Annotated in this window: 16 protein-coding genes; 5 read left to right on the plus strand and 11 right to left on the minus strand. The window is 66.3% G+C overall.

Features of this window, described 5'->3' with window-relative positions; genetic code table 11:
• Nucleotides 1-73 precede the first annotated feature (73 nt).
• The 8 genes from WKC72_RS40175 to WKC72_RS40210 all read right to left on the minus strand — a co-directional run bounded on the left by WKC72_RS40175 (nt 74) and on the right by WKC72_RS40210 (nt 10,995).
• Nucleotides 74-838, minus strand: coding sequence for a DeoR/GlpR family DNA-binding transcription regulator (locus tag WKC72_RS40175; protein WP_370185521.1), 765 nt, complete (start codon nt 836-838; stop codon nt 74-76).
• Between the two features lie 998 nt (nt 839-1,836).
• Nucleotides 1,837-3,249 carry an L-serine ammonia-lyase gene (locus WKC72_RS40180; protein ID WP_370185523.1) on the minus strand — a complete coding sequence of 471 codons (1,413 nt, stop codon included), beginning with the start codon at nt 3,247-3,249 and terminating at the stop codon, nt 1,837-1,839.
• A 539-nt stretch (nt 3,250-3,788) separates the two neighbouring features.
• On the minus strand, nt 3,789-4,979 hold the full coding sequence (locus WKC72_RS40185; protein WP_370184748.1) for an ester cyclase: 1,191 nt from the start codon (nt 4,977-4,979) through the stop codon (nt 3,789-3,791).
• Nucleotides 4,980-5,127: 148 nt separating this feature from the next.
• Nucleotides 5,128-6,210 carry an ABC transporter ATP-binding protein gene (locus WKC72_RS40190; RefSeq protein WP_370184750.1) on the minus strand — a complete coding sequence of 361 codons (1,083 nt, stop codon included), beginning with the start codon at nt 6,208-6,210 and terminating at the stop codon, nt 5,128-5,130.
• Nucleotides 6,211-6,453: 243 nt separating this feature from the next.
• Complete coding sequence (locus WKC72_RS40195) at nt 6,454-7,827, minus strand: ABC transporter substrate-binding protein (RefSeq protein ID WP_370184752.1); 1,374 nt, start codon at nt 7,825-7,827, stop codon at nt 6,454-6,456.
• Nucleotides 7,824-8,714: a carbohydrate ABC transporter permease gene (locus WKC72_RS40200; RefSeq protein ID WP_370184754.1), complete on the minus strand. Its 891-nt coding sequence runs from the start codon at nt 8,712-8,714 to the stop codon at nt 7,824-7,826. Before WKC72_RS40200 ends, WKC72_RS40195 begins: the two co-directional genes overlap by 4 nt.
• Entirely contained in the window at nt 8,711-9,643 is a 933-nt protein-coding gene (locus WKC72_RS40205) for a carbohydrate ABC transporter permease (protein ID WP_370184756.1), read from the minus strand. Before WKC72_RS40205 ends, WKC72_RS40200 begins: the two co-directional genes overlap by 4 nt.
• Nucleotides 9,644-9,990: 347 nt before the next feature.
• A complete protein-coding gene (locus WKC72_RS40210; RefSeq protein ID WP_370184757.1) occupies nt 9,991-10,995 on the minus strand; it encodes a LacI family DNA-binding transcriptional regulator in 1,005 nt (334 codons plus the stop codon).
• Nucleotides 10,996-11,313: 318 nt separating this feature from the next.
• Between WKC72_RS40210 and WKC72_RS40215 the strand changes: the two genes are divergently transcribed.
• The 5 genes from WKC72_RS40215 to WKC72_RS40235 are packed head-to-tail and all read left to right on the plus strand — an operon-like array spanning nt 11,314 to nt 15,997.
• On the plus strand, nt 11,314-12,456 hold the full coding sequence (locus WKC72_RS40215; RefSeq protein ID WP_370184759.1) for a hypothetical protein: 1,143 nt from the start codon (nt 11,314-11,316) through the stop codon (nt 12,454-12,456).
• A gap of 1 nt (nt 12,457) precedes the next feature.
• The gene (locus WKC72_RS40220; RefSeq protein WP_370184761.1) at nt 12,458-13,183 is read left to right on the plus strand and encodes an alpha/beta fold hydrolase; all 726 of its coding nucleotides are present in this window, start codon (nt 12,458-12,460) and stop codon (nt 13,181-13,183) included.
• Complete coding sequence (gene hisD, locus WKC72_RS40225) at nt 13,168-14,490, plus strand: histidinol dehydrogenase (RefSeq protein ID WP_370184763.1); 1,323 nt, start codon at nt 13,168-13,170, stop codon at nt 14,488-14,490. The genes WKC72_RS40220 and hisD overlap by 16 nt, the downstream gene beginning before the upstream one ends.
• Nucleotides 14,487-15,251, plus strand: coding sequence for an SDR family NAD(P)-dependent oxidoreductase (locus WKC72_RS40230; protein ID WP_370184765.1), 765 nt, complete (start codon nt 14,487-14,489; stop codon nt 15,249-15,251). The genes hisD and WKC72_RS40230 overlap by 4 nt, the downstream gene beginning before the upstream one ends.
• Complete coding sequence (locus tag WKC72_RS40235) at nt 15,248-15,997, plus strand: HpcH/HpaI aldolase/citrate lyase family protein (protein WP_370184767.1); 750 nt, start codon at nt 15,248-15,250, stop codon at nt 15,995-15,997. Before WKC72_RS40230 ends, WKC72_RS40235 begins: the two co-directional genes overlap by 4 nt.
• A 1,489-nt stretch (nt 15,998-17,486) precedes the next feature.
• On the opposite strand, the gene WKC72_RS40240 is transcribed toward WKC72_RS40235, so the two are convergent.
• The 3 genes from WKC72_RS40240 to WKC72_RS40250 form a co-directional block, all read right to left on the minus strand.
• Nucleotides 17,487-18,470 (minus strand): ester cyclase, encoded by a 984-nt coding sequence (locus tag WKC72_RS40240; protein WP_370184769.1) that lies wholly within the window; start codon nt 18,468-18,470, stop codon nt 17,487-17,489.
• A 534-nt stretch (nt 18,471-19,004) separates the two neighbouring features.
• On the minus strand, nt 19,005-22,412 hold the full coding sequence (locus tag WKC72_RS40245; protein WP_370184770.1) for an NAD-glutamate dehydrogenase domain-containing protein: 3,408 nt from the start codon (nt 22,410-22,412) through the stop codon (nt 19,005-19,007).
• Nucleotides 22,413-22,528: 116 nt separating this feature from the next.
• Complete coding sequence (locus WKC72_RS40250; RefSeq protein WP_370184771.1) at nt 22,529-23,980, minus strand: amino acid permease; 1,452 nt, start codon at nt 23,978-23,980, stop codon at nt 22,529-22,531.
• Between the last annotated feature and the right edge of the window lie 221 nt (nt 23,981-24,201).

The following is a 24,201-nucleotide window of genomic DNA, read 5'->3' on the forward strand; positions in this document are numbered from 1 at the left end:
GGAGTTGGGTGTTCGATCCCGCGGGCGACGCTGCAACGTCGCCCGCTTTCATTTGGGGTGGTGGCTCCCGCGCTCACGCCGTCAGGATCACTCCACCGGCGTCCTTGAATGCCTGGGCAATGTCCTGTGAGACAGGGAAATCGGTGATCAGGCCATCCAAGGTGTCGAGAGTGCATACCCGGTGCGGAGCCACCCGGCCGATCTTGGAGGAATCGGCGAGCACGTAGCTGTGTGCGCTGTTGGCGAGGATCGTCTTGCGGACATCGACCTCGTCGAGATGGAAGTCGGTCAAACCGATCTCCGTGTCGAGCCCACCGGAACTGACGAACGCCAGATCGGCGTACAGATCGGTGAAGAACGCCTTGGCGTGAGCATTCGCGCACGCCAGATCGCCTTTGCGTACCCGGCCGCCGCAGACCAGCAGGTCGACGCTTGGACGTTCGGCGAGTTCCGCGGCCACCAGTAGCGACGGCGTCGCAACGGTTCCGCGGAAGCTGTGGGGAATCGCGCGGGCGACCTCGACCGCGGTCGTTCCGATGTCGATCACGATGGTCTGACCGGTGTGGATCAAGCTGACCGCGGCCTGGGCGAGTTCCGCCTTGGCCTCGTGTTCGAGTTGGGAGCGCTCGGTGAAGGACGGCTCCTCACCGCCGCGGGCAACAAGGCTCGCGGCTCCGCCGTGCACCCGCCGGAGTGTGCCGCGCTCCTCGAGCAACGCGAGGTCGCGCCGGACGGTCTCCTGGGAAACGCCCAACAGCTGCACCAGCCCCTCAGTGCTGACCACGCCCGCGGAATTGAGTGCGTTCACGATGGCCTTGTGGCGTTCAACGGGAAGCATCGGTGACCGTCCTTGTGGGCGACTGACTGTATGTGACTGTAAGTGTGCTATTTCGCCCGTCGGGAGTCAACCCGGAAATGAGAACTGGGCCACACCACGAACGGACCTGTTGACACTGACACCGCGATAGGGGCACTCTCCGGCCCTCTTCCGGGAAATCCGTACCCGTCGGGCGAGTTGGCGATTCTCGCCCGGTCGGACGCCGCTGGAGCCCGGTGCATGGGAAGCAACCTCCGGCAGGCAGAGTCGCGCGATGCCTAGATTGCTTCCCGCCATCGGCGGGAAGGTTGCGGGGCCGACCTCAGCGCATCGTCAAGTAGGCACCGCGCTGTGCTTGAACGACGGGATGACACCAGGGAGGGGTCGACAGGGTAGACGTCGTACCGCAGAACAGGCCGATTACGATCCCGTCGGTGGCGCTCAGTTCCTCGACCCGGCAACGGCCTGGATCTGGAACTCGAACGCTTCGCGGGCCGGGTGGTCACCGATCTTCCCCAAGGACTGCGTCCGGGGCGGTACCGGGCTATCCGCGCGTGTAGTCATAGAAACAGATCTCGGAATCGACCGCCGTCTAGGGCCACGCGAAGGCGGCTCGGCACCTTCCTGGCCGGCGCCGCGACCGATATCGGTCCGCGGGACAGGCAGTGGCCGTGGCGTCCGACCGATCGCGCCATTGTGCGTGCCCTAGTGAAGGACCAGAAACTGGTATGAGCGCGGGATCGGCCGGTCTGGCCGACGGCACCGAGGCCACCTCCCGACGCAGGGGCGTGGAGTGTCTCTTCCTGCGGTGCGCGGCCGCGATCGCCGGCCGCATCAACTCCTCGTGGATGTCGCCCTGCCGAAGAGGTCCAACCTGCACGGGTGACGCCGGCGAGCTCGCCGATCGCAGTTCGGATCCCACTCGTGCCGTCCATCCACTTCCCGGTGGAAGGAGGAGGGATCTGGCACCACGAGAACCGGTGATCGACCCGACGTGGGGTCGGGCCCGGGCGGGGTGGTCAGCATTGCGGGACGTTGACGGCGAGGCCGCCCTGGGAGGTCTCCTTGTACTTCGACAGCATGTCCATACCGGTCTGGCGCATGGTCTCGATGGCCTGGTCGAGCGAGACTCGGTGGGTACCGTCGCCGTGCACGGCGATCTTCGCGGCGTTGACGGCCTTGACGGCGGCGATGGCATTGCGTTCGATGCAGGGGATTTGCACGAGGCCGCCGACCGGGTCGCAGGTGAGGCCGAGGTTGTGTTCGATGCCGATCTCAGCGGCGTTCTCGACCTGGGCGGGGGTAGCACCGAGGAGGCCGGCGAGGGCCCCCGCGGCCATCGAGCAGGCCGAGCCCACCTCGCCCTGACAGCCGACTTCGGCTCCGGAGATCGATGCCTGCTCCTTGTAGAGGACGGCGATCGCCGCGGCGGTGAGCAGATACCTCACAACCGCGGCGTCCCGCGCGTCGGCGTCCGCGAGACCAGGGAGGTAGCGCAGGGCCCAGAACAGTACGGCGGGCACGATGCCGGCGGCGCCATTGGTCGGCGCGGTGACAATGCGTCCGCCGGCAGCGTTCTCCTCATTGACGGCCATCGCGGCGACGTTGAGCCAATCCATGGAGTCGGCATGGTCGACGGTAGTCCGGCGGGTGATCAGCCGACGGTGGAACTCGGGTGCCCGCCGCTTCACCCGCAGCGCCCCGGGCAGAAACCCCTCGGCGGTGAAACCACTGCGGATCGAGTCGGCCATCACCTGCCAAATCTCGAGCAGACCCGCACGGACCTGGTCCGAGTTGCGGTATGCGAGTTCGTTGCGCCACATGACGTCACTGATCGACAGATTCTCCCTCGCGCAGATCGCCAAGAGCTCCGCCCCGGTGCGGAACGGCAGCGGCACCGGCACGGTAGGGGAGTCGCCGCCGGTCTGGCCGTGTCGCTCGACGAATCCTCCGCCGATCGAGTAATACACCGCCTCGTGCGCCGGGATGACCGCCGCGAGTTCCTCGCGGGTGTAGTCGGCGGCGGCCGAGTCGGTGTGGACGGCGAACCGGATGGTGTTGGTGTGGCGGTCCCTGACGGTGAGCGGGTGCATCCCGATGTTCCCGGGGTCGAAGGCGAGCTCCTTCGCCGATCCCAAGTCCAGGCGACCATCGGCCTCGATCTGCGCGACACGGTTGTGCGCGTAGGCGGGCTCAATCGATTCCGGTGTGTTGCCTTCGAGCCCGAGGAGCACGGCGCCAAGGGTGCCGTGCCCACGCCCGGTCGCCGCGAGCGAACCGTAGAGATCAACCTCCAGGCGGGTGACCGACCGGACGCCGACGACGTTCTCGACCTCCTCGACGAACAACGCGCCGGCGCGCATGGGTCCCACAGTGTGCGAGCTCGACGGCCCGATGCCGATGGAGAACAAATCGAAAACACTGATGGCCATCAGACGGTGTTCCATTCTTCGGTGGACGACACGGAGTAGGCCCGACACCAGGTCGGTGCTGTCGGCGCAGCTCCCGCCCCGCCGGGGCCGGGGGTTCCTCGTTGCCGACGGTCAGATCGGCGCACCACTACGTGAGGTGCGGAGAAGGACTCCGCTGCGGCAGACGAAGTCCGGAGTTCGCAGACGAATCCCCGTGCTGCACCCGCCACGTGGACGGCGGTTGGACGCCCAGACTCGTAAGGGGCGGTCATCGCGGGCTGACTCGGTGAACCGTGACCGATCCGGCGCGCCCGAGCGGCGCCGCCGCCGCGTGTGGGGTGGGAGGTGCGGGGCCTCTCCGTCTTCTCGTGTGGCCAGAACTTCTCTGACGCTTCTGTGCGCGGGGGAACCCGCCCCGGCCATTCGGGCGAGCGAACTCGCTCAAGGGTTGTAGCGCCGTGTATTCGGGGCGTCAGCGATGGGGGCGGTGTGCCCAGACGGGAACTCGTCGAGTGCGCACACCGCCCTCCGCTGCAGTCTCTATCGATCGGGTGTTGCAGTCAGCGGAGCAAACCTGCTGATTCGTCGTCTCGGAGAAGCTGTGCGAGAACATCGAATTCGTTGAACAGGTTCCATTCTTCGGTGATGCGTCCGTCGGCGATGTACAACTGGGTAATTCCCCAGAGGTGAGCTCGCCGTCCTGTCGGTGTTCCGTAGAACCCGTAGCCGCGGTGCGTTCCGGTGCCGGTCCACCGCACGCTGGCCCGGTATCCGTCGCGGTCGTTGCCCATCCAATACACCTCGTCGACGGCTACTCCGAGGTCGGGGAACGTCGAGAGCAGTCCGCGGGCGAAGGCGCGGACGTCGTTTCGGCCGTGTCCTTCGCGATTTGTTGCGCCGTGGAAGAGGACGGTGGGGGAGTAGGCCTTGTTGATGGCGCTGAAGTCGCGCCGGTTGAACACGTCGTGGAACAGTGCACGCACGGTGTGCTCGACATCGAAGCCGGTGCGGGTGCTGGCCTGTGGGTAGGGCAGTGGTTTGCGGCCCCCCGCCAGTCGGGCGACCTCGGTGTAGTCGCGTTCGGTCAACGGTGCGATGCCTCCGTTGTTGCCGTAAGCCCGCGCCGCGTCGACGACGTCGATGCCGAGCTGTTTGAGCTTGGCGCCCATGTTGTAGAGCACCCATTCCTCGACGATCTCGTTCTCGCGTACGAGGCAGTTTGCGATGACCCAGGTTTCGAGTTTGCGGCCGGTCGGCGGCCCCCATTGCCACGGTCCGGTGTGGTGGCCGATGTTGATCGCCCGGTGGGAGGTGACGAATCCCTGGTCGTCGTCGCCGGCCCAGATGACGTCGTCGGAGTACAGGCGCAGATCGGGGAAGGCGTTGATCGATTGGATGGTGCCTTCCACCATGTGTTCGACACCGAAGGCGAATCCGCTGTCGTTGGAGACCCGGCAGCCGGGGGCGTAGGTGTCGTAGATGTAGCCCACGTCCTGGTCCTCCCAGATGCGATGGGTGATGCGGACGATGTAGTCGACGATGTCGGTGTACTGGTCTTCGAAGCCGCGCATCGAATGTCGACGTTCCCCGGTGGGATAGCCGGGCATGTCCGCACCGTTGGCGGGCCGGACGGCGATGTCGAAGTTCGGCGGCATCGTGCGGGGCGAACCGGATTTCGCCGTCGTGGCACTGGCATTGCCGTTTGTCGCCGTTGCGGCGATGGCGGGCGACTGGTCGTCAGTCTTGGGCATGGTGGGTGTCCTTCGTGATTATCTGATAATAAGCCGGCGCTACGAGCGCGCGCTGGTGGACAGATCGACGGATCGACGGGCGCGGTGTCGGTCATGTCGTGCAGGGCCGATCGGGGTGGGCGGCGGCCGTCGACTGCTGGTTGGTTGCTCAACCGAGCAATCGTGCCCCGGTGACCGGGTGGAACAAGTGGGTCTCGGCCACGTTGCGGATGCCGACCCGTACCCTCTGCCCGAGCCGGGGAGGCGTGCGGCCGTCCACGCGCACGTTGACCCGATGTGCCCCGGAGGTGCTCAGAACGGTGCCGTAGATGTAGGCGTCGGCGCCGAGTTCCTCGACCAGTTCGACGGCGAGGTCGAATCCGTCGTCGGCGGGCCCGACCAATTGCAGTGCTTCCGGCCGAATTCCGAAGGTGACTTCGTCCAGACCGGATACGGCGGACCGCGGCACGGGAACGGTGAGTTCGCCGAACTCGACGCCCACCGGGGACACCGGCACCGTTGTCAGGTTCATTCCGGGTGAGCCGATGAAGGCCGCGACGAAGGCGTTGGCCGGCCGTTCGTAGAGTTCGCGGGGGGTGGCGGCCTGCTGCAGGAGGCCGTCCTTCAGTACCGCCACCCGGTGCCCCATCGTCATCGCCTCCACCTGATCGTGGGTGACGTACACGGTGGTGGTGGCCAGCCGTTGCTGGAGGGCGGCGATGTTGGCGCGGGTCTCGACACGGAGTTTGGCGTCGAGGTTGGACAGCGGTTCGTCCATCAGGAACACCGATGGATCGCGGACGATCGCGCGCCCCATCGCCACGCGCTGGCGCTGACCGCCCGACAATGCTTTGGGCTTGCGATCGAGGAATGGAGTCAGATCGAGGAGGCGGGCGGCTTCGGCGACCTTCTCCTTGACGACCGCTTTGTCCTCACCGCGGAGTTTGAGCGCGAAGCCCATGTTGTCGCCGACGGACATGTGTGGGTACAGCGCGTAGGACTGGAACACCATCGCGATGTCGCGGTCCTTCGGTGCCACGGTCGTCACCTCGCGTCCGCCGATCGAGATTCCTCCCTCGTCGATGTCCTCGAGTCCGGCCAGCATGCGCAGGGCGGTGGTCTTTCCCGATCCGGACGGTCCGACCAGGACGAGGAATTCGCCGTCCTGGATATCGAGGTCGAGTTGGTCGACCGCGGCGATGTCGGTGCCGGGGTAGCGGCGGGTGGCGCTGTCGTAGCTGACGGTGGCCATGTCATGCCCTTCCTGAAGGGGTCTGCGGTGGGTCGGCGGAGCGGTTTCGAGGGGTGTGGCAGGTGATGTCCAGGACCCCGGGGTCGGTGATGCTTACGCATGTGCACTCGGCAGCATCGGTGTCGAGTGCGGGCCGGTACCGTGCGGTGGCGAGACGGCAAGCGCTGGTCGTGTGGTCGGGCGCTCCGCTCCTTCCGCGCGTCACGATGACCGGGGGACCAGCGGACGTCTTCGTGGCGGTGGTCATCGGTCGAGTTCCCGAATCTCGTGTGCGGCCTCGTCCAGCTTGCTTCGGACGTCCGCTCCGTTCGCCATCTCGTTGACGGCGACGGCCAGAATGTCCATGATGCGTGGCCAGTCGAGATTCATCGGGATCGCCCGCGCCGACTGCAGCGTGCCGTACTGGAGCTGGGGTAGTCCCTGGTTGGCCGCGTTGACCTGCGGGTCGAGCATGTTCGAGTTGTGGACGGTGATCCCGGTCGTGGTGGCCGGATCGCTCTTGTCGAGGGCGATCTCGCGTTCGGTTGCGGCGCCGGTCAGCCACTTGACGTATTCCCACGCCGCGCCCTGATGCTTCGACGTATCGAGGACCCCGGTGAGCCAGGTAAACGCGTAGCTCGACGGGTCCTCGCCGGGGAAACCGGGCAGTGAGGCGACCCCGACGTTGCCGGCGAGTTCGGGTGCGGCCTTGCTCGGATTCGTGAAGTCCTCGAGCCACCAGGACCACGTGAGCACAGTCGCGGCGGTTCCCTTCATGAAGGCGTTCGTCGCGTCGAGTTCACCCCAGTTGGTGGACGCCGGCGGCGTGTATCCCTTCCGGACCGTTTCCAGATATTTCTGCGTGGCAGCGATTGCTTCCGGACTGGTGAATGCGGGCGCCCCGGCGTCGTCGAACAGTTCTGCGCCGTTGCTCCACAGCATGGTCAGCCAGGTGTAGAGGTCCTGGCCGTTGTTGCGGCTGAACTGCCCGGCGAGCGGACTCTTGTCGGTGCGGTTCTTGATCAGCTCCAACTGCTGGTAGTACTCGTCCCAGGTGGTGGGCGGTTCCAGTCCGAGTTGGGCGTAGATGTCCTTGCGGTAGAAGAGGTTGTAGGAGAACCCTCGAAAGGGCAGACCGTAGGTGGCCTCCGGGTCACCGGCGCCTGCCGCATTGCGGAAGGGCCCGGAGAAGTCGTCGAGGGTGATGCCGTCCTTCTTCATCACCTCGTCGAGGGGCTGGACGCCGATCTTCAGTGAGGGGCCCCAGGCGTCGGGCCAGATCAGGACGTCGTAGGTACCGCCTCCGATGGCACTTTCCGCAACGATCTTCTGCAAGAAGGCGGCATAGGGGATGTTGGACCACTCGACGGTGATGCCGGTGCGTTCGGTGAATTGCTTCGTCCGCTCGTTCAATGCGGCGAATTGCGGCACCGCGGTGCAGCAGGTGAGAAAGCGGATGTGGGTTCCGTCGTACGGCTTTCCTTCGAGAAGCCCGAGTTCGTCCACGGATCCGGGTTTCACCTGGGAGAGGAAGTCCTCGGTGGTGGGACCGGATCCGCAGGCGGACGCGAGTAGCGCGACGACGAGGGCGATGGTGGCCGGAACGACGCTCCGGAGGCGGCGGGTTCGTCGGGTCATTTGACCGCTCCTAGTGTCATGCCCTGTGCGAAGTGTTTACGAACGAGGGTTGCCAGGACGATCATCGGAACCATCACGAGCAGGCCGGCCGCGGCCATCTGGCCCCAGAGGACACCGTTGGGCTGATCCAGTGTCATCAGGGAGACGGGCAGGGTGACGGCGTTGGCCCTGGCGAGGAATGTCGGGAAGAGGAATTCGTTCCAGGAAAGAAGGAAGGCGAAGACCACGGACACGAAGATCCCGGGTGCGGCGAGCGGGGTGATGACGCGCCACAGCAGCATCAGCTGTCCGCATCCGTCCAGCCTGGCGGCTTCCTCGACCTCGATCGGGAGCCCGTCGACGAATCCCTTGAGCAACCAGGTGTTGTAGGGCACCACGATGGCCAGATTGGTGATGATCAGGGCGAGGTGGGTGTCCAGCAGGCCGAGGTCGCGGAACATCGTGAGGAACGGGAGGGCGATCGCGACCCCCGGAATGAATTGGGTGGCAACGATTCCCAGGAGCACGGATTTCGCGCCGGGAAACCGGTACCGGGAGAACGCATAGGCCGCCAGCAGGGCCAGCGGCACGGAGATGACCGTGGTGATCACCGCGATGATGATGCTGTTGAGCATCGGGTGGACCAGATCGTTGGCCCCGCCGATGATTCCGCGGAAGTTGTCCAGGGAAGGACTGAAGAAGATGGATGTGGCGAACACTTCCCTCTCCGGCTTGAACGCGGTGAGCGTCAGCCACACGATCGGGAACATCACGAAGAACAGGATGGCCAGTGTGGCGATGGTGCGGGCGACGCCGGTGACAGCCTGCATGCCCGTCTTGCGCGGCTTGTGGCGCTTGGGAACCGCGGGTCGGGTCCGCGCTCCTTCGCGGTCGAGTGTGTCGGTCATTTCGACTCCTGCCTTCCCATGAGCCAGAGGTACCCGGCGGCGAGGGCGCCGAGAATCACGACGAGGATCCAGGACACGGCGGAGGCGTAGCCGATGTCCAGGAAGGTGAATCCTTGCGAATACACGAAGAAGTTCAGCGATTCCGTCGCCCGACCGGGTCCGCCGGAGGTGATCGTGACCACCTGGTCGAAGATCTTGACCGAGAAGACGGCCTTGAGGAACACGACGATGAGGATCAGTGGCCGCAACAACGGGAAACTGATTTTCCAGAACTCCTGCCAGGCGTTGGTTCCGTCGACGCGGGCGGCGTCGCGAATCTCGGGGGAGATGGATCCGAGGCCACCGAGGAACATCAGCGCGATGAGCGGCGCCCAGCCCCAGACCTCGCTGAGCACGATCACCATCAATGCCCAGAACGGTTCACCGAGCCAGTTGATGGAATCGGTGAACGGTAGCAACGTCTTGAGCATCTTGTCGTAGACGCCGTAGTCGGGGCTGAACATGAATCGCCACGAATAGCCCTTCAGTGCCGGGGCAACGGCGAACGGGAGGATCAGCAGCGCCTTGGTGAGACCGGACAGCCAGTTCACACGGTTCAGTACCAGCGCCATCGCGAGTCCGAGCCCGACCGAAAGGACGACCGAGATGACGGTGAAGATCAGGGTAACCCACACCGCGTTGTGAAAGTTGCTGTCGGTGAACGCTTTTTCGTACTGCTGCAGGCCGACGAATTCCTGCGGGGTGCGGGTCTCGTTCACCCGCCAATGTCGGAAGCTGTTGGACAGGGCGACCCCGAGGGGATAGATCGTGGTGAGCGCGACGGCGATCAGCGCCGGCGCCAGGTGTGCATACGGGACGCCCACCCGACGCCACGCGGAGGGGCGTCTGCGGTCCGTCGCGCCCGCGCGGGCGGCCGTTGTCGTGCTCACCGCTGTGCTCGGCTTCCGGACGGACATGATCGGTGGCTGTCCACGGATTCGGAGTGGGCCAGGGTGCATCGGGTGGTCACTCGGAACTCCTTCAAGGGAGGGGTGTTGGGGCCAGTGTCGCCGGCGATGTAACGCGGCTCACAAGGGGAAACCCGAGTGTATGCGTATGTATAGCGGTTTCGCAAGAGCGGATCTGCGGCAACGCCGCGGGGTATCCGGGTGTCCTGCGGGACCTACAGGGCCTTTACCTGCAGTAATGTGCCGGGCCCACGCTGCGATCCCTCATTGGCGCTGTCGTGATCGCCGACGAAAGAAATGGCACCGAAGTACGTATGTGACGTTGCGGGTCAGGCGGGTGGCGGTGCCAGCGTCGCCCGCTCGACCAGATGGGGCTCGAGGACGACCCGGCGCGGCGGCGCGCCGGCAGCGGGGGAGGCGAGCCGCTCGACCAGCAGCCCTGCAGCTGCCGCGGCCATCTTTTCGAGGTTGTGACCGATGCTGGTGAGCCGAAAGGTCTCCCACGCGGCCATCGGGATATCGTCGAAGCCGATCACGCTCAGATCGGCGGGGACCTCGACGCCCTGGGCGAGGGCGGCGTTCATCGCGCCGATCGCGACGACGTCATTGCCGCAGAATACCGCCGTCGGACGCGTCGGCAGTGAGAGAAGTTCTTGCATGGCCTGGTATCCCGTGTCGAACTCGAACGGGCCGCGCCGGGTGAGCTCCGGTGGCAGGCCGATGCCGGAGTCGGCGAGCGCGAGGCGAAAACCCATCTCGCGGTCGCGTCCGGTGCTCGTGGTCTGAGGTCCGAAGATCCCGGCGATGCGCCGATGCCCGAGTTCGGCGAGTCGGATCCCGGCAAGTCGACCGCCCTGTTCGTTGTCCACCACCGCGGCGTCGCCCAGTCCGAGGCTGCTCTCTCGGTTGAGGAACACGAACGGAAGTCCACGACGGTGCAGCTCATGCGGGAGCGGGGAGCCGACGTTGCTGGTCAGCAGCACCACCCCGTCCACCGAGCCGTCGACGAGCTGCTCGATGGACACCTGGCTGTCGGACCGCTCCGCGAACACCATCATCCGGTAGCCGTGCTGCTCGAGGGTGTCGTGCAAGGGGCCGAGGAGGTGGGGGTAGAACGGGTTGGTCAGATCGCTCACGACGATGCCGATCCGCCGCGTCGTCCGGGTCACCAGGCTTCGGCCCGCCTCGCTGGGCACGTAGCCCAGCGCCGCCACGGCGTTCTCGATCCGGGCGCGGGTCTCGGCGGCCACGCGCGGGTCTCCGCGCAACGCCCGGGAGACCGTCGGCTGCGACACTCCGGCCAGCCGGGCGACGTCACGACTGGTGATGGCCATTTCGCTCCTGATCAGTGTGGACCGTCGCGCCTTCGCGCACCGGTGGGCTATCCGATGTATACGGATCATAGATGGCGCGCGGCGAAACGGCGCCGGGCTCGCCCTCCGCCGGGCGCCGCGGCGCCGAGAACGGGCGTGGTAGCGGCGTTAACCGCCGAAAACATCGACTAAACGGCCGTCGGCGGCGGTGTGTCGTTGACAGGAGACGGCGGCTCTGCCACGATACATACGTATAAATCTTCCGGGTTCGCTGGTCTCAGACCGCGGCCCGACGAATCCGATCAGCGCTTCGACCCACCCGTCGATTTGGGAGGCCCGATGTCATCCGACGTCACCGTTACCGCCGAAGAACTCACCCGCCGCACCATCCGCCAGTCCGACTTCGTGTCCTGCAACCAGGCGTTCATCGACTGCCGCACACCCGGCTCGGACAAGAAGCAGAATTACTCGATGATCGGCCGCGGCGTCACGCAGAGCTCGAGTCAGGTGGTGAACCTCCGCGAGCCGCACGGATTCCAGATCGGCGCCGCGGCCATGCCGAACGGCGTCACCAACAATCTGCATCTGCACTTCACGGCGGAGGTTTTCCTCTGCTTCCGAGGCGAGTACCTGCTGCGCTGGGGTGCCGACGGGAAAGAGGGTGAAATTCTGCTCCGCGAGGGCGAGATCGCGTCGATGCCCACCTGGATCTTCCGCGGCTTCACCAACATCGGCCCGGACGACGGCATCTTGTTCACCGCCCTGGGCATGGACGACACCGGCGGCATCATCTGGGGACCGTCCGTCCTCGAGGAGGCCAAGGGGCACGGTCTGTATCTGACATCGGACAACAAGCTGATCGACACCGTCGCCGGTGACGAACTACCCGACGCCGTCGATCTCCTCGAGCCGATCAGCGCCGAGCAGATCGCCGGGCTGCGCACCTTCAGCACCGCGAAGATGGCCTCGCGGATCGCGACACCGGACAACATTCAGTGGTCAGCCCGCGCCCTCCTCGACTCGAAGATTCCCGGCGGCGGCGCCGAACTCGGTCTGGTCATCGGCTTCGGCATGAGCGAGGACGTCGATCAGGAGCCGCGCATCTACAACCCGCACGGCCACAACATCGCCTGGCTACGCGCCGAACCGGAGCAGGGCGTCTCGCTGCACCGGCACGACGAGAACCAGGTGCTGATGGTCAAGGACGGCGAATGGGAGATCACGCTCAACCGCGGTGCCGACGCGCTCACCATCACCCTCGGACCGTGGGACATGGTGTCCATCCCCCGGGGCGCCTACCGCTCGGTCCGCAATGTCGGCTCCGGAACCGGACTACTGCTGGTCGTCAACAGCGGTGACGGACGCGTCCGGCTGGACTGGGACGACGAGGTCGTCAAGGCCGCTGCCGACGCCGGCGACGCGATCGACCACAACGGCTACCTCGCCCCGTACGCGTTGGTGCCCCGGCGGATCGGGTCGTGACGTGAGCGGGCAGCCACCGATGGTCCTCGTTCCGGGGATGCTCTGCGACGCCGACCTGTGGTCCGATGTCCGCACGCGCCTGGACGTACCGACGGTCGACGCCGTGATCGACGCACCGACCATCCGCGCAATGGCCGAGCAGGTGCTCTCGAGCGTGCCCGGCACGTTCATCCTGGCCGGACTGAGTCTGGGTGCGATCGTCGGCTTCGAAGTGCTGCGGCTGGCCCCCGAACGGGTCGCCGGATTCTGCGCGCTCTCCACCAACGCCGCCGCGCCCACGACGACGCAGAAGCAGCAGTGGACGGAATTGGCGCGGCGCACCCGGGCCGGCGACTTCGCCGCGGTGGTGGCCACCTCGATACTCCCGCAGATGTTCGCCACCACGACCCCGCCCACGCAGCTGCGGCAGCGGTTCCTCGCCATGGCGGACCGGGTGGGACCCGAGGTCTTCATCACGCAGCTCGCCGCCCAGCACACCCGGCGCAGTGCGTTCGCCGCCCTGACACAGACGCGGTGCCCGACACTGGTCATCTCCGCAGGCGCGGACCGACTGTGCCCCCCGCCCTATCATCACAGCATCGCGGCGTCGGTCGAATATTCTTGTCTTGCTTCACTTCCCGGCGCCGGCCACGTCAGCACCTGGGAGCGTCCCGACGACATCGCCGCACTCATCCACGACTGGCTACCCGCCACCACCTCACAGGAGTTGACATGTCAGAAGTTCTGAAGAAGCCGATTGTCGCCGAGTCGGTTCGGCGCGATCGCACCGAAGTCGGCGCGAAGGTGACATCGATCCTCGACGACATCCGTGCCAACGGCGACGCCGCGGTCCGCAAGTGGTCGCAGACATTCGACCAGTGGAGCCCGGAATCGTTCCTGCTGTCGCAGGCGAAGATCGAGGAGATCATCGCCGGAGTGCCCGCGCAGGTGATCGAGGACATCGAGTTCGTCCAACGACAGGTCCGCACCTTCGCTCAGCATCAGCGTGATTCGCTCACCGACTTCGAGGTAGAGACCCTCCCCGGAGTTCATCTCGGCCAGCGGCACATTCCGATCAACCGCGTCGGCGCCTACGTTCCCGGCGGGCGGTACCCACTCACGGCGTCCGCGCACATGACCATCGTGACAGCCAAGGTGGCGGGTGTTCCGTCCGTCGCCGCCTGCACGCCGCCGATCCGGGGCGAGATCCCCGCCGCCACCGTCGCGGCCATGCACCTCGCCGGCGCCGACGAGATCTACCTGCTCGGCGGCGTCCAGGCCATCGGCGCGCTTGCCTGCGGCACCGAGACGGTCGGTCGGGTGGACCTGCTGGCCGGCCCGGGCAATGCCTACGTCGCCGAGGCCAAGCGTCAATTGTTCGGTGAGGTCGGTATCGACCTGTTCGCCGGCCCCACCGAGGTCCTGGTGATCGCCGACGCCGACGCCGATCCGTTCGTCGTCGCGGTCGACCTGCTCTCCCAGGCCGAGCACGGACCCGACTCGCCGGCGGTGCTGATCACGACCTCCGCCGAACTCGGCCGGAAGGTGCTCGAACACATCGAGAAGATCCTGCCCGACATGCCCACCAAGGACTTCGCCGAACCGGCCTGGCGTGATCACGGTGAGGTCATCGTGGTGGACTCCCTCGACGAGGCCTACACGCTGGCCGATACGTACGCCAGCGAGCACGTGGAGGTCCTCACCGCGAACCCGCGCGAGGCCTTGGCGAAGATGACCAACTACGGCGGCCTGTTCCTTGGTGAAGGCACGTGCGTTTCATACGGCGACAAGGTGATCGGCACCAACCATGTGCTGCCGACGCGCGGCTCCGCCCGCTACACGGGAGGGCTGTGGGTCGGCAAATACCTCAAGACGGTGACCTACTCCGAGGTCACCGACCGGTCGTCGAGCGCACACCTCGGCGAGGTCTGCGGCCGGGCCGCACGCGTCGAACTCTTCGAGGGCCACGCACGCTCCGGTGACGTCCGGGCCGCGAAATACGCCGGCGCACCGCTGGCGTGGAGCGATCAGATGTCCGCGGGTGCATCGGCGTGAACCCGTACGTGGGCGGCCGCACCGCGCTCGTGACCGGCGGTGGCAGCGGGCTCGGTGCCGCCATCGCCGGGGCGCTGGTGGAGGCCGGTGCACGCGTGATCGTCGTCGGCCGGGACGAACAGAAGCTGACCGCGGTCGCGGCGAAGCACGGTGGTGCGGTCCGGGTCGCCGTCGCCGACGTGGCAACACCGCTGTCGGTGGCGGGGCTGGCGGCCGAGCTGGCGGACGAGGACATCTCCATCCTGGTCAACAACGCCGGAATCCCGGGTCCGGTGGCAGCGTTGACCGACATCGAACCCGACGAGTGGGATGAGGTGTTCGCGGTCAACGTCCGCGGTGTCTACCTGATGTGCCGGGAATTCGTTCCCGGCATGGTGGCCGCCGGGCGGGGAGACGTCATCAACCTGGCGTCGGTGTCGGGTAAGCGTCCGCTGGCCCGCAGGACTCCATACTGTGCGTCGAAGATGGCCGTCATCGGGCTGACCACCACCCTGGCCGCGGAGGTGGGACCGCTCGGTGTGAGTGTGAACTCGCTGTCCCCGGGACCGGTGGACAGTGCCCGCATGCACCGCAACTTCCGGCTCGAGGCCGAGCGCACCGGCACCAACTACGAGCAGGCGGAGCAGGCGTTCGTCTCGCGCGCGGCCCTGGGGCGCATGGTCACGGAGCAGGAGGTAGCGAGTTCGGTGCTCGCGATGCTCGCGATGCCCGGTCTGTGTGCCGCGGACATCGACCTGTCGGCCGGGATGGTGGCACGATGACCGGCCGGATGAAGGAGCGCCTCGCGGCCGGGGAGCAACTGCTGGGTGTGCTGGTCCGGATGCCCGCCGAGGAACTCGTCGAGATGGCGGGTATGTCGGGAATCGACTACGTGCTCATCGATTGCGAACACGGGCCCGCCGACCTGATTCCCCTGCGTCAGCACATCACCGCCGCGCAACTGCACGGGATGGATGTGCTGGTCCGCGTCGGCCAGAACGAGCCGGCCCTGATCCAGCGGGTGCTCGATCACGGGGCGACCGGGATCGTGGTTCCTCACGTGGACGATGCGGAGCAAGCCGCCGACGTCGTTCGTGCCGCCCGGTATGCGCCCGTGGGGGACCGCGGCTTTGCCACCTACGGGCGGGCGGGAGGATTCGGAAGTGTCTCCGCCGCAGACCATCTGACGGCCGACACGGAACAAACGGTCGTGATCGTGATGGTCGAATCCGAGATCGGGTGCCGCAACGTCGAGGACATCGTCTCGGTGCCCGGGGTCGACGGTGTCATGGGTGGGCCCGCCGACCTCGCCGTGTCAATGGGTGTCCCCACATCATCCGACCCGAAGGTGGTCGGGGCGCTGGACCGGGTGCACACCGCGGTCTCCGCGGGTGAACGTGTGTGGCTCGAGATCGTCGCCAGTGAGAAGCGCGCACAGGAGGCATTCGATGCCGGTGCCGGACTCGTGGTGATCAACCTCAGCCACGTGCTGATGGATATGTTCGGCGGACTCCGCAGAATCCGGTGACGGACCTGATCGAGTTCCGTGAGCGGCAGCGCGTCCACCGTGCATTGCGCACGTGGTCGCCAACGTGGTCGACCGCGTGAATGCAGAGCATCGGGGCAGTCCGACCCGACCGACGGTCGGACCGTCCCGTGGCTCGCGTGCTGGCAGAGGGGACGGTACCTGTCCTCGTTCCTCCTCACCTGCGGTAACCAGCGCCGGACAGTCTCGCCGCCCGCAAGGGCTCGGCAACGATGCCACAACCGAAGAGAACGAGCCTGAAAGACACGGGGAGCGCGAACTACTCGACGTCACCATCGACTCCCACGACTCGACCCGTGCCCGCACGTCATACGCGGGCACGGGATCGGCGGCGCTGCATCCGTTTCGAGTCCGTGCGGCGTCGAGGAACCACCCCCGCCACCACCTGCTCTCTGGAGACCTTCAGTTCCCAGTCGGTGCAGCCTCCATCCGTGCTGCAGCCCTCCCGCCACGGCACACTGAAATGGGGTGCAGTAGGGATCTCGACCTCGTCGACGGTCTCCTCGACGTCGCGGGGGACCGGATACCTCGCCGGAATCTAGCCTCGCGGTCTCGCACTTACCTATCGAATAGTGTTGTGCAATGGATTTCGTCGATCCCACGCGCTTCGTTCAAACCCGGCCGGCGGCCCGGTCTGGATGCATCGCGATGACATCTGCTGGAACACGGTTCCCTGTTTGATTTGGCATGACAGCCGGTTGACCACCACGTTGTGACGCGGTGGTCAACCGGGGTCGTGCGCTCACCGTTGTCCATCACCGGACCCGTGTGGTGTCACCGGCGTCGAGCACACCACGACCACGCAAGCCGTGCCGCGCCGGGACAGCCTCCAGGGTGACTCCATCTGTCATGCCAGATCGGGCGCCGTGGATGGCGTCGGCGCGGAGGTGATGGCCATCGAGCCGGACGGAGCCACGGATGGACTCCGAGTCAGGGTGTGGGGCGAGTTGGTCGACGAGATTTGCGCGCGACATGGCGGCTGGAGTGTGGATCGCAAGGCGGCGTTGTACCTGGAGGTCGGGGGACTGCAAAGAGGCCGTCGATGACGGGCCGCCCGGCGTGGTGCTCGAGTCGTGTGCCGTCCCGATCGATGGCGGATGCGACGGGGAGTATCTACCGCGGCAAGAACCGAGAAGATCGCTGACAACCATCAAGACCGGAACTTTCCCTGGCTGCCATGGATGCCCGATTCGTATCGGGCATTGTTCCGATTCTCTCGTCGGGATCGCCGGCGTGTGGCGAGGGGCGGGTTCGGATGCAAACGGTGGGCCGCATCCTGGGCAGGTTGCGAGGGCCGGAGGCCCCGGGGTGCGGATCGATCCTGCGGTCGAAAAGTATCGCGTCTTCCGGGCGTCGGTGCATGAGGTCCGGCTTCAAGCCGACGCTGTTCGGGCGGAGTCGGCGTGGAGCTGTGGGACGGTTGCCCGCGCTCGCCGGAGTGGCGGTCGCGGGCAACCGCACTGGGTCGTCCTCAGTAGATGTTCGGGCTCAGGAACGGCTCGTCCCCGCGCGCAGCGAAGATTTGAGCGCGGGTCGCGATGTCGTCGTAGACCCGGGTCTCCTTGACGATACGGCCAGACTGGATCAGGAACTGCGAGATGCCGAGGATCTCGACCGGCGATCCGGTCAGCGGCCCGAAATCGGCGGCCCCGTCGTAAACTCCAGAGAATTTCCAGGTGACGGCCACCCGTAGTCCCGCGTACCGCGGTGAGTCATGGGTGGCGACATCACGAATTTCGAACGTTCCGCCCGGGAACGGCCTCAGCATCCGCAGCAGCGCCCGCCGGTACCCCTCGGGGCGCACGATCGTCCGGTCGTCGACAGTGTTGAGGACCAGATCCCGGATCCAGAACTCTTCGACTCGTTCGAGTTCGCGCCCATTCCAGACTGCCTCGATGAATTCGAGCACCATCTGCACCTCGCTCCGGTGATCATCCGGGCGCGGACCGCTGTCACCGACGGCGATGACATCGGCGGGCGCTGGTTGCACCATTGAACCGCTGAATCCGCGAAATGCCTTCAACCGGGCCAGTTCGTCGGGGTCCTGGCCCAGCTGTCGGGCGACCGCGACGCCGTCACGTACCACCCATTCCTCCACCATCCGGCCGCGGCGGTACAAGCAATTGGCGATCCCGCGGGTGCGGAAGTCGAGGTTCTCCAGATCGGTACTCAGCACGAGGTGCGAGCTGAGGAAGGCGTCGTCACCCCGGGCCTCCCAAATGATGTCCTCGGCCTGACCGACCCGGTTCGGGGTGTTCGAGATGCGCATCAGGCATCCCTGGATGACCTCCTCGCGGGTCACCGAGGTGCCCAACACACCGTGGACGATCGAATCGTCCACGTAGTTCTCCCGGATGTGTCCGATCGCCCGTTTGATCCAGATGAGGTCGGTCACCTCCCGGATGAAATCGTCGGGATCTGCATAGGGCTCATAGGCAATCGGCTTCAAATCCATGCGCCAAGTATACATACGTATGCGTGGCTTTCAAGGGGTGGCGAGGCGTGAACCGGTCCATTTTTGCTCGCGGACCGGAGGGTCCCGCGATCGCCGGAATCATTCGCTCAGTCTGGATTTCGCTCCGCCGAGGATCACGTCGCCCTAAGCTCGGTGGTGGTTGTATCGTGCCGCCGGGGCTGCGGTTCCCGGTTCGTCGCCGATCGCGCTCAGATTCCGTATGCATTCGATCATGCGGCCTGCATTTCGCCCTGCCTCCGGTCTCGCGTCGCTCAGCCATGGCAGCGCGGATCAAACCGTGGTGGAGGGAGATCGTCGGCGCGCCGCTGCGGCGGTGTTACATGGTGAGGGTGCTCGTATACCGGGGAGGGTCCGACTTCGATGGTCGTGCCGGCTTCGCCAGGCGATGGGCGATCCTCGGTTGCGGATACCACGACCGCTCACGAATCGGTCCCTCCTCATGAGGAGGATTGTGCGGGTCGGGCTTCGGAGTGTTCCGGTGGACACGGTTTTAGCCGTCGTTGTGACTTCGGTCTATCCCTCGAGCGCGGGCGGATTGGGGGCCCCGAGTGCATTGTCGAGTGCGACGAGCAGCGAGGCCATATCGCGTGTGGATCCGCTCCCGGGTGCGCCGACCATGCTGCGGATCTGGCGGGTCGCGACCGCGAGGGCGGACATCGTTTTCGCTGGCCCGAATTCGGAGTCGGCGTCGTCGAGGACGTTGTGGGCTCGGTGGATTCGTGATCGGTTGACCGAGTACCACTCGGCGATCCGGTGCTCGGTGGTATCTCCAGGGGAGCTGACTGCGAGCGCGTCGAGGGTCAACGCCCGCAGTGCGAAGTGCAGGTCGTCGCGCAGTGCGAGGCGGGCGAGGGAGTCCCATTTGTCGGTGGGTGTCAGTGCGGACACGGCGGTGAGCAATTGTCCGATCCGCAGGTGTGTCGAGAGCGCATAGTAGACGGGCGCGACAACCTCGGGGTCGGCGTTGTGGGAGAGTTCGGCGGCGTCGACAATGTTGAGCAGGCTGAACGAGTCGAGCAGTCCCGCGGCCCGGTCGGCGATCGTGGTGGGGACTCCGGCGGAGACGAATGCGGCGGCTTTGGCGCGTACTTCGTCGGCGTCTGCGCCGGAGAGCCATTGGGGCATCGTTGCGGACAGCGCGGTCACTGCCCCCTGGTACCGGTTGATCTCGGCGCCGACCGCGACCGGTTGTGGCCGGTTGGTCAGGAACCAGCGGGTGGCGCGGTCGAGCAGCCGGGTGATCTCGCGTTGCAGTGCGGCCACCGCGGCGGCGGGCAGTTGCGGATCGGTACGGCGGATGGTCTCGCGCAGCTGCCGAATACCGAAGACTTCCGAGGCGACCAGGTGCGCCCGCACCACGTCGGTGGTGTCGGCTCCGGTCTCGTCGCGCATTCGCATCATGTAGGTGGGGCCGCCGACGTTGATGATGTCGTTGGCCAGGGTGGTGGCGATGATGTTCCGGCGCAGCGGATGCGAGCTGATCTCGGTGGGGTAGTCGCGGCGGAGCCGGTTGGGGAAGTAGTCGGTCAACAACCAGTGGACGTGGTCGACGTCGGGCAGGTTGCCGGCGAGTACGGCGGCCTTGACCGACAACTTCACGTACGCGAGGAGGGTCGCCAGTTCCGGGGAGGTCAGGCCCGCGCCGTTGGTGTTCAGTGCCCGTATCGCTGCCTTGGACGGCAACGCCTCGAGCTCGCGGTCCAAGCCGGTGGTCTCCTCGAGTTCGCTGATGAGCCGGGCGTGCATGGGGAGCTGGCTGTCCCCGGTGCCGCGGACCATGCTGAGTAGTTCGTTCTGGTTGCGGTTGTCGGCCAGGACCAAGTCGGCGACGTCGTCGGTCATCGCTTCCAGCAGGGGGGTGCGGGCGTTCGGGTCGAGGCGACCATTGCGGATCGCCGAGTCGAGGACGATCTTGATGTTGACTTCGTGGTCGGAACAGTCGACACCGGCGGAGTTGTCGAGAGCATCGGTGTTGATCCGGCCGCCGGCGCGGGCGTATTCGATGCGGCCGCGTTGGGTCAGTCCGAGGTTGCCTCCTTCCCCGATCACCCGGGCGCGCAACTGGTGGCCGTTGATGCGGACGGTGTCGTTGGTCTTGTCCCCGGCATCGGCGTGGGTTTCGGTGGAGGCCTTGACGTAGGTGCCGATGCCGCCGTTCCAGAGCAGATCCACCGGGGCTTGCAGGATGGCGGTGATCAGTTCGTTGGGGGTCAGGGCGGTGACCGCGGCGTCGATGCCCAGAACGGTGCGGGCGGCCGCGGTCAGTGGAATTCGTTTGGCGGTGCGCGGGACGACGAAGCCGCCGTCGGAGAGCAGGGTGGTGTCGTAGTCGGCCCAGCTCGAGCGGTCCAGGGCGAACAGGCGGGCTCGTTCGGCGTGCGAGGTGGCCGCATCGGGGGTGGGGTCGAGGAAGATGTGCCGGTGGTCGAACGCGGCAACCAGTTTCAGCTGCCGGCTGAGCAGCATGCCGTTGCCGAACACGTCGCCGCTCATGTCGCCGATCCCGACGACGCTCGTCGGGGCTGTCATGACGTCGTGGCCGAGTTCGCGGAAATGTTGGGTGACCGATTCCCAGGCGCCGCGGGCGGTGATCGCCATCGCCTTGTGGTCGTAGCCGACCGATCCGCCGGAGGCGAACGCGTCGCCGAGCCAGAAGCCGCGTGCGCAGGCGACGGCATTGGCGTGGTCGGAAAAGCTGGCGGTGCCCTTGTCCGCGGCGACGACAAGGTACGTATCGTCCCCGTCGTGCCGCACCACGTCGGGGTCGGCGAGTACCCGCCGGTCGGTGACGTCGAGGTTGTCGACGACGTCGAGCAGTGCGTCGATGTAGATGCGATAGCAGGCGATGGTCTCGTCGAGTTGCCGTGCCCGATCGGCGCCGACATCCCCAGTCTTGGCGGGGGGTTCTTTGACGATGAATCCGCCCTTCGCTCCGGCGGGCACGATGACCGCGTTCTTCACCGACTGTGCCTTGGCCAGACCGAGAATCTCGGTGCGGAAGTCCTGGGGGCGATCGGAGTGCCGCAGTCCGCCGCGGGCGACCTTCCCGAACCGCAGGTGTACACCCTCGACCCGACGGGAGTAGACGAAGATCTCGCTCAGCGGCCGCGGGTGCGGTGCTTCGCCGATCGCATGGGGGGTCAGCTTGAGGGCCAGCGCCTCGGCCGCCCGGTCGGCGAAGTAGTTGGTGCGGACGGTGGCCTGGATCAACGACGAGTAGGCGCGCAGGATCCGGTCGGCGTCGAGACCGGTGACGGTGTCGATGGCCTGGCTCAGGGCGTCGATGTCCGGTTGAAGTTGTTCGAGGGAGGCTGCGGTGGCGGGATGGAAACGGCGGGTGAACAGGGCGACGAGGGCGCGGGTTGTCCCCGGATTGTCCAGCAGCACCGAGCAGATGTAGCTCTGGCTGAACGGAAGGGAAATCTGCCGCAGGTAGCGGGCATAGGCCCGCAGCATCTCGGCTTCGCGCCAGGACAGGGATGCTCCCAACACCAGGGCGTTGAATCGGTCGAGGTCGATACGGCGGGTCCAGATTGCCCGCAGGGTCGACGTGACCGCCTCGGCGAGGGTATCCGAGTGGAGACGGGCGGTGGCGGCCGGATCGATCTGGAGCCGGAAGTCGTACCGCCAGCACGGCAATCGGTCACCACGGGTGAATTCGGTGGGACGCTCGTCGAGCACCTCGATATTCATCGAGTGCAGCATCGGCATGATCGTACTCAGCGAGGCGCTGTGGCCGGCGAGATAGATCGTCAGACGCACGATCCCGCGGGCGCTGTCCGTGGCGCTGATCGTGTCGAGGCGGAAGTCGACGTCACCGTCGGAGAGGGCGGCGACAGTGTCGTCATACCCACTCGGGGCAACCGGCGCTCTCTGCTCGCTCGAATGTGCTGGGCAGAGCCGGCCGGTGTCGGTGGTCATGTGCGCTGTCCTCCGTCGGAGTGAACCTGGTGCCGAAGCGGGCGAAGAAGAGTGGAAGCGGGGTGGTGGCGACCGCGGCGGCGCAAGGTGGCCACCACCCCGGGTCTGTGGTGTGGTCAGGACTGCGGTTCCGGTGTCGGGGACGCCGCATGATGGCTGACCGCCGATACCGCATCACCGGTGGGAGGGCGGTGTGCCCCGTACTTGCGCTGCAGACGCACGCCGAGAGCGACGACGACCGCCGCCAGGCCGAGGGAGAGCCACAGTTCGAGACGGTGGCCGGGCAGAATCGCCATCAGCAGCAGCACACCGGCGATGAATGCGATCGTCGCCACCGTCAGAAACGGGAACGCCCACATCTTGACCTCGAGGGTGTGGTCCTCGTGGCGGGTCTTGCGGCGGGTGGCGTACTGGGTGAGGGCGATGACCATGTACATCATCAACGCGATCGCGCCGCTCGAGGCGAGCAGGTAGTTGAAGATCTGCGGCAGAAGATAGTTCGCGATGACGGCAACGATGCCGATAGCGGTGGAGGCGAGGACCGCATTGCGGGGGACCCCACCCTTCGCGGTCACGGCAAGTGCGGCCGGGGCGTCCCGCCGTGTGGCGAGGGAGAACGCCATCCGGGAGGCGGTATAGATGGCTGAGTTCAGGCAGCTGCAGACGGCGACGAGGACGACGACATCCATGATGCCGGTGGCGCCGGGGATGTTCATGCGCTCGAGGACCGCCTGGTACGAGCCGGACGCGAGGCCGTCGGCGTTCCACGGCACCAGGCTGACGACGATGAAGATCGAGCCCAGGTAGAACAGGCCCAGGCGCCACACGACCGCGCGGATGGCCTTCTTGATGTTCTTCTTCGGCTCTTCGGACTCGGCCGCGGCGATGGTCACGATCTCGCTGCCCTGGAAACTGAACATGGCCGTGAGCAGACCGGCCACGACCGCGACGGCACCGTTGGGCATGAACCCGCCATTGGTCCACAGGTTGGAGATGCCACTGACACCGGATCCGGGCAGCCACCCGAAAATGGCCGCAACACCCAGCCCGATGAACCCGACGATCGCCACGACCTTCAGCAGTGCGAACCAGTACTCGAATTCGCCGTAATTGCGGACGCTGAGCAGATTGGTCCCGGCGAGCAGGACGATCACCGCGAATGCGACCGTCCAGCCGGGTATCGCGAGCATGCCACCGAGCACCTCACCGGCGACGATCGCCTCGATGGGGATGACGAGCACATAGAACCACCAGTACAGCCAGCCGATGGAGAACCCCGCCCACCGTCCGAGCGCGCGGTCGGCGTAGGTCGAGAACGAACCGGTGTCCGGGTTCGCGACCGCCATCTCACCGAGCATCTGCATGCAGAGCACGACCAGCGCCGCCGCGGCGAGGAAGGAGATCACTACCGCGGGGCCGGCCGCGGCGATCGCGGTGGAGGAGCCGACGAACAGGCCGGCACCGATCACGCCGCCGATGGAAATCATGGTGATCTGGCGGCCCTTGAGACCTTGGCTGAGCTGCCCACCCGCGCCGGGCGGGGAGGAAGAAACTGTGTGTTCTGACATGGGATCCTCGTCGATCGTGTGACTGAGTGCCCGCGAGTGCGGTGATGCCGGCCGGAGCCTGCGCGCTTGCCCTGGATTCGGCCACTGCACGGATCCGGCGGGGTGAGGTGCGGTGTCACCCCTGATAGGGGTGGTGCAACCGACATGCGTGTCGTGCTGACGTCGCGACATCGACGCGAGCATCGGGGCTCGGCGTCGGCGGCCTTGCCTCTCGCCGCCGA

This window comes from Rhodococcus wratislaviensis (assembly GCF_041228765.1).
In the GTDB taxonomy this organism is placed as follows: domain Bacteria; phylum Actinomycetota; class Actinomycetes; order Mycobacteriales; family Mycobacteriaceae; genus Rhodococcus_F; species Rhodococcus_F wratislaviensis.

Bases quoted from the DNA above. Each gene is read 5' to 3' on its own strand.
- WKC72_RS40175 (WP_370185521.1), bottom strand. From the start codon at position 838: ATGCTTCCCGTTGAACGCCACAAGGCCATCGTGAACGCACTCAATTCC.
- WKC72_RS40180 (WP_370185523.1), bottom strand. From the start codon at position 3,249: ATGGCCATCAGTGTTTTCGATTTGTTCTCCATCGGCATCGGGCCGTCG.
- WKC72_RS40185 (WP_370184748.1), bottom strand. From the start codon at position 4,979: ATGCCCAAGACTGACGACCAGTCGCCCGCCATCGCCGCAACGGCGACA.
- WKC72_RS40190 (WP_370184750.1), bottom strand. From the start codon at position 6,210: ATGGCCACCGTCAGCTACGACAGCGCCACCCGCCGCTACCCCGGCACC.
- WKC72_RS40195 (WP_370184752.1), bottom strand. From the start codon at position 7,827: ATGACCCGACGAACCCGCCGCCTCCGGAGCGTCGTTCCGGCCACCATC.
- WKC72_RS40200 (WP_370184754.1), bottom strand. From the start codon at position 8,714: ATGACCGACACACTCGACCGCGAAGGAGCGCGGACCCGACCCGCGGTT.
- WKC72_RS40210 (WP_370184757.1), bottom strand. From the start codon at position 10,995: ATGGCCATCACCAGTCGTGACGTCGCCCGGCTGGCCGGAGTGTCGCAG.
- WKC72_RS40215 (WP_370184759.1), top strand. From the start codon at position 11,314: ATGTCATCCGACGTCACCGTTACCGCCGAAGAACTCACCCGCCGCACC.
- hisD (WP_370184763.1), top strand. From the start codon at position 13,168: ATGTCAGAAGTTCTGAAGAAGCCGATTGTCGCCGAGTCGGTTCGGCGC.
- WKC72_RS40235 (WP_370184767.1), top strand. From the start codon at position 15,248: ATGACCGGCCGGATGAAGGAGCGCCTCGCGGCCGGGGAGCAACTGCTG.
- WKC72_RS40240 (WP_370184769.1), bottom strand. From the start codon at position 18,470: ATGGATTTGAAGCCGATTGCCTATGAGCCCTATGCAGATCCCGACGAT.
- WKC72_RS40245 (WP_370184770.1), bottom strand. From the start codon at position 22,412: ATGACCACCGACACCGGCCGGCTCTGCCCAGCACATTCGAGCGAGCAG.
- WKC72_RS40250 (WP_370184771.1), bottom strand. From the start codon at position 23,980: ATGTCAGAACACACAGTTTCTTCCTCCCCGCCCGGCGCGGGTGGGCAG.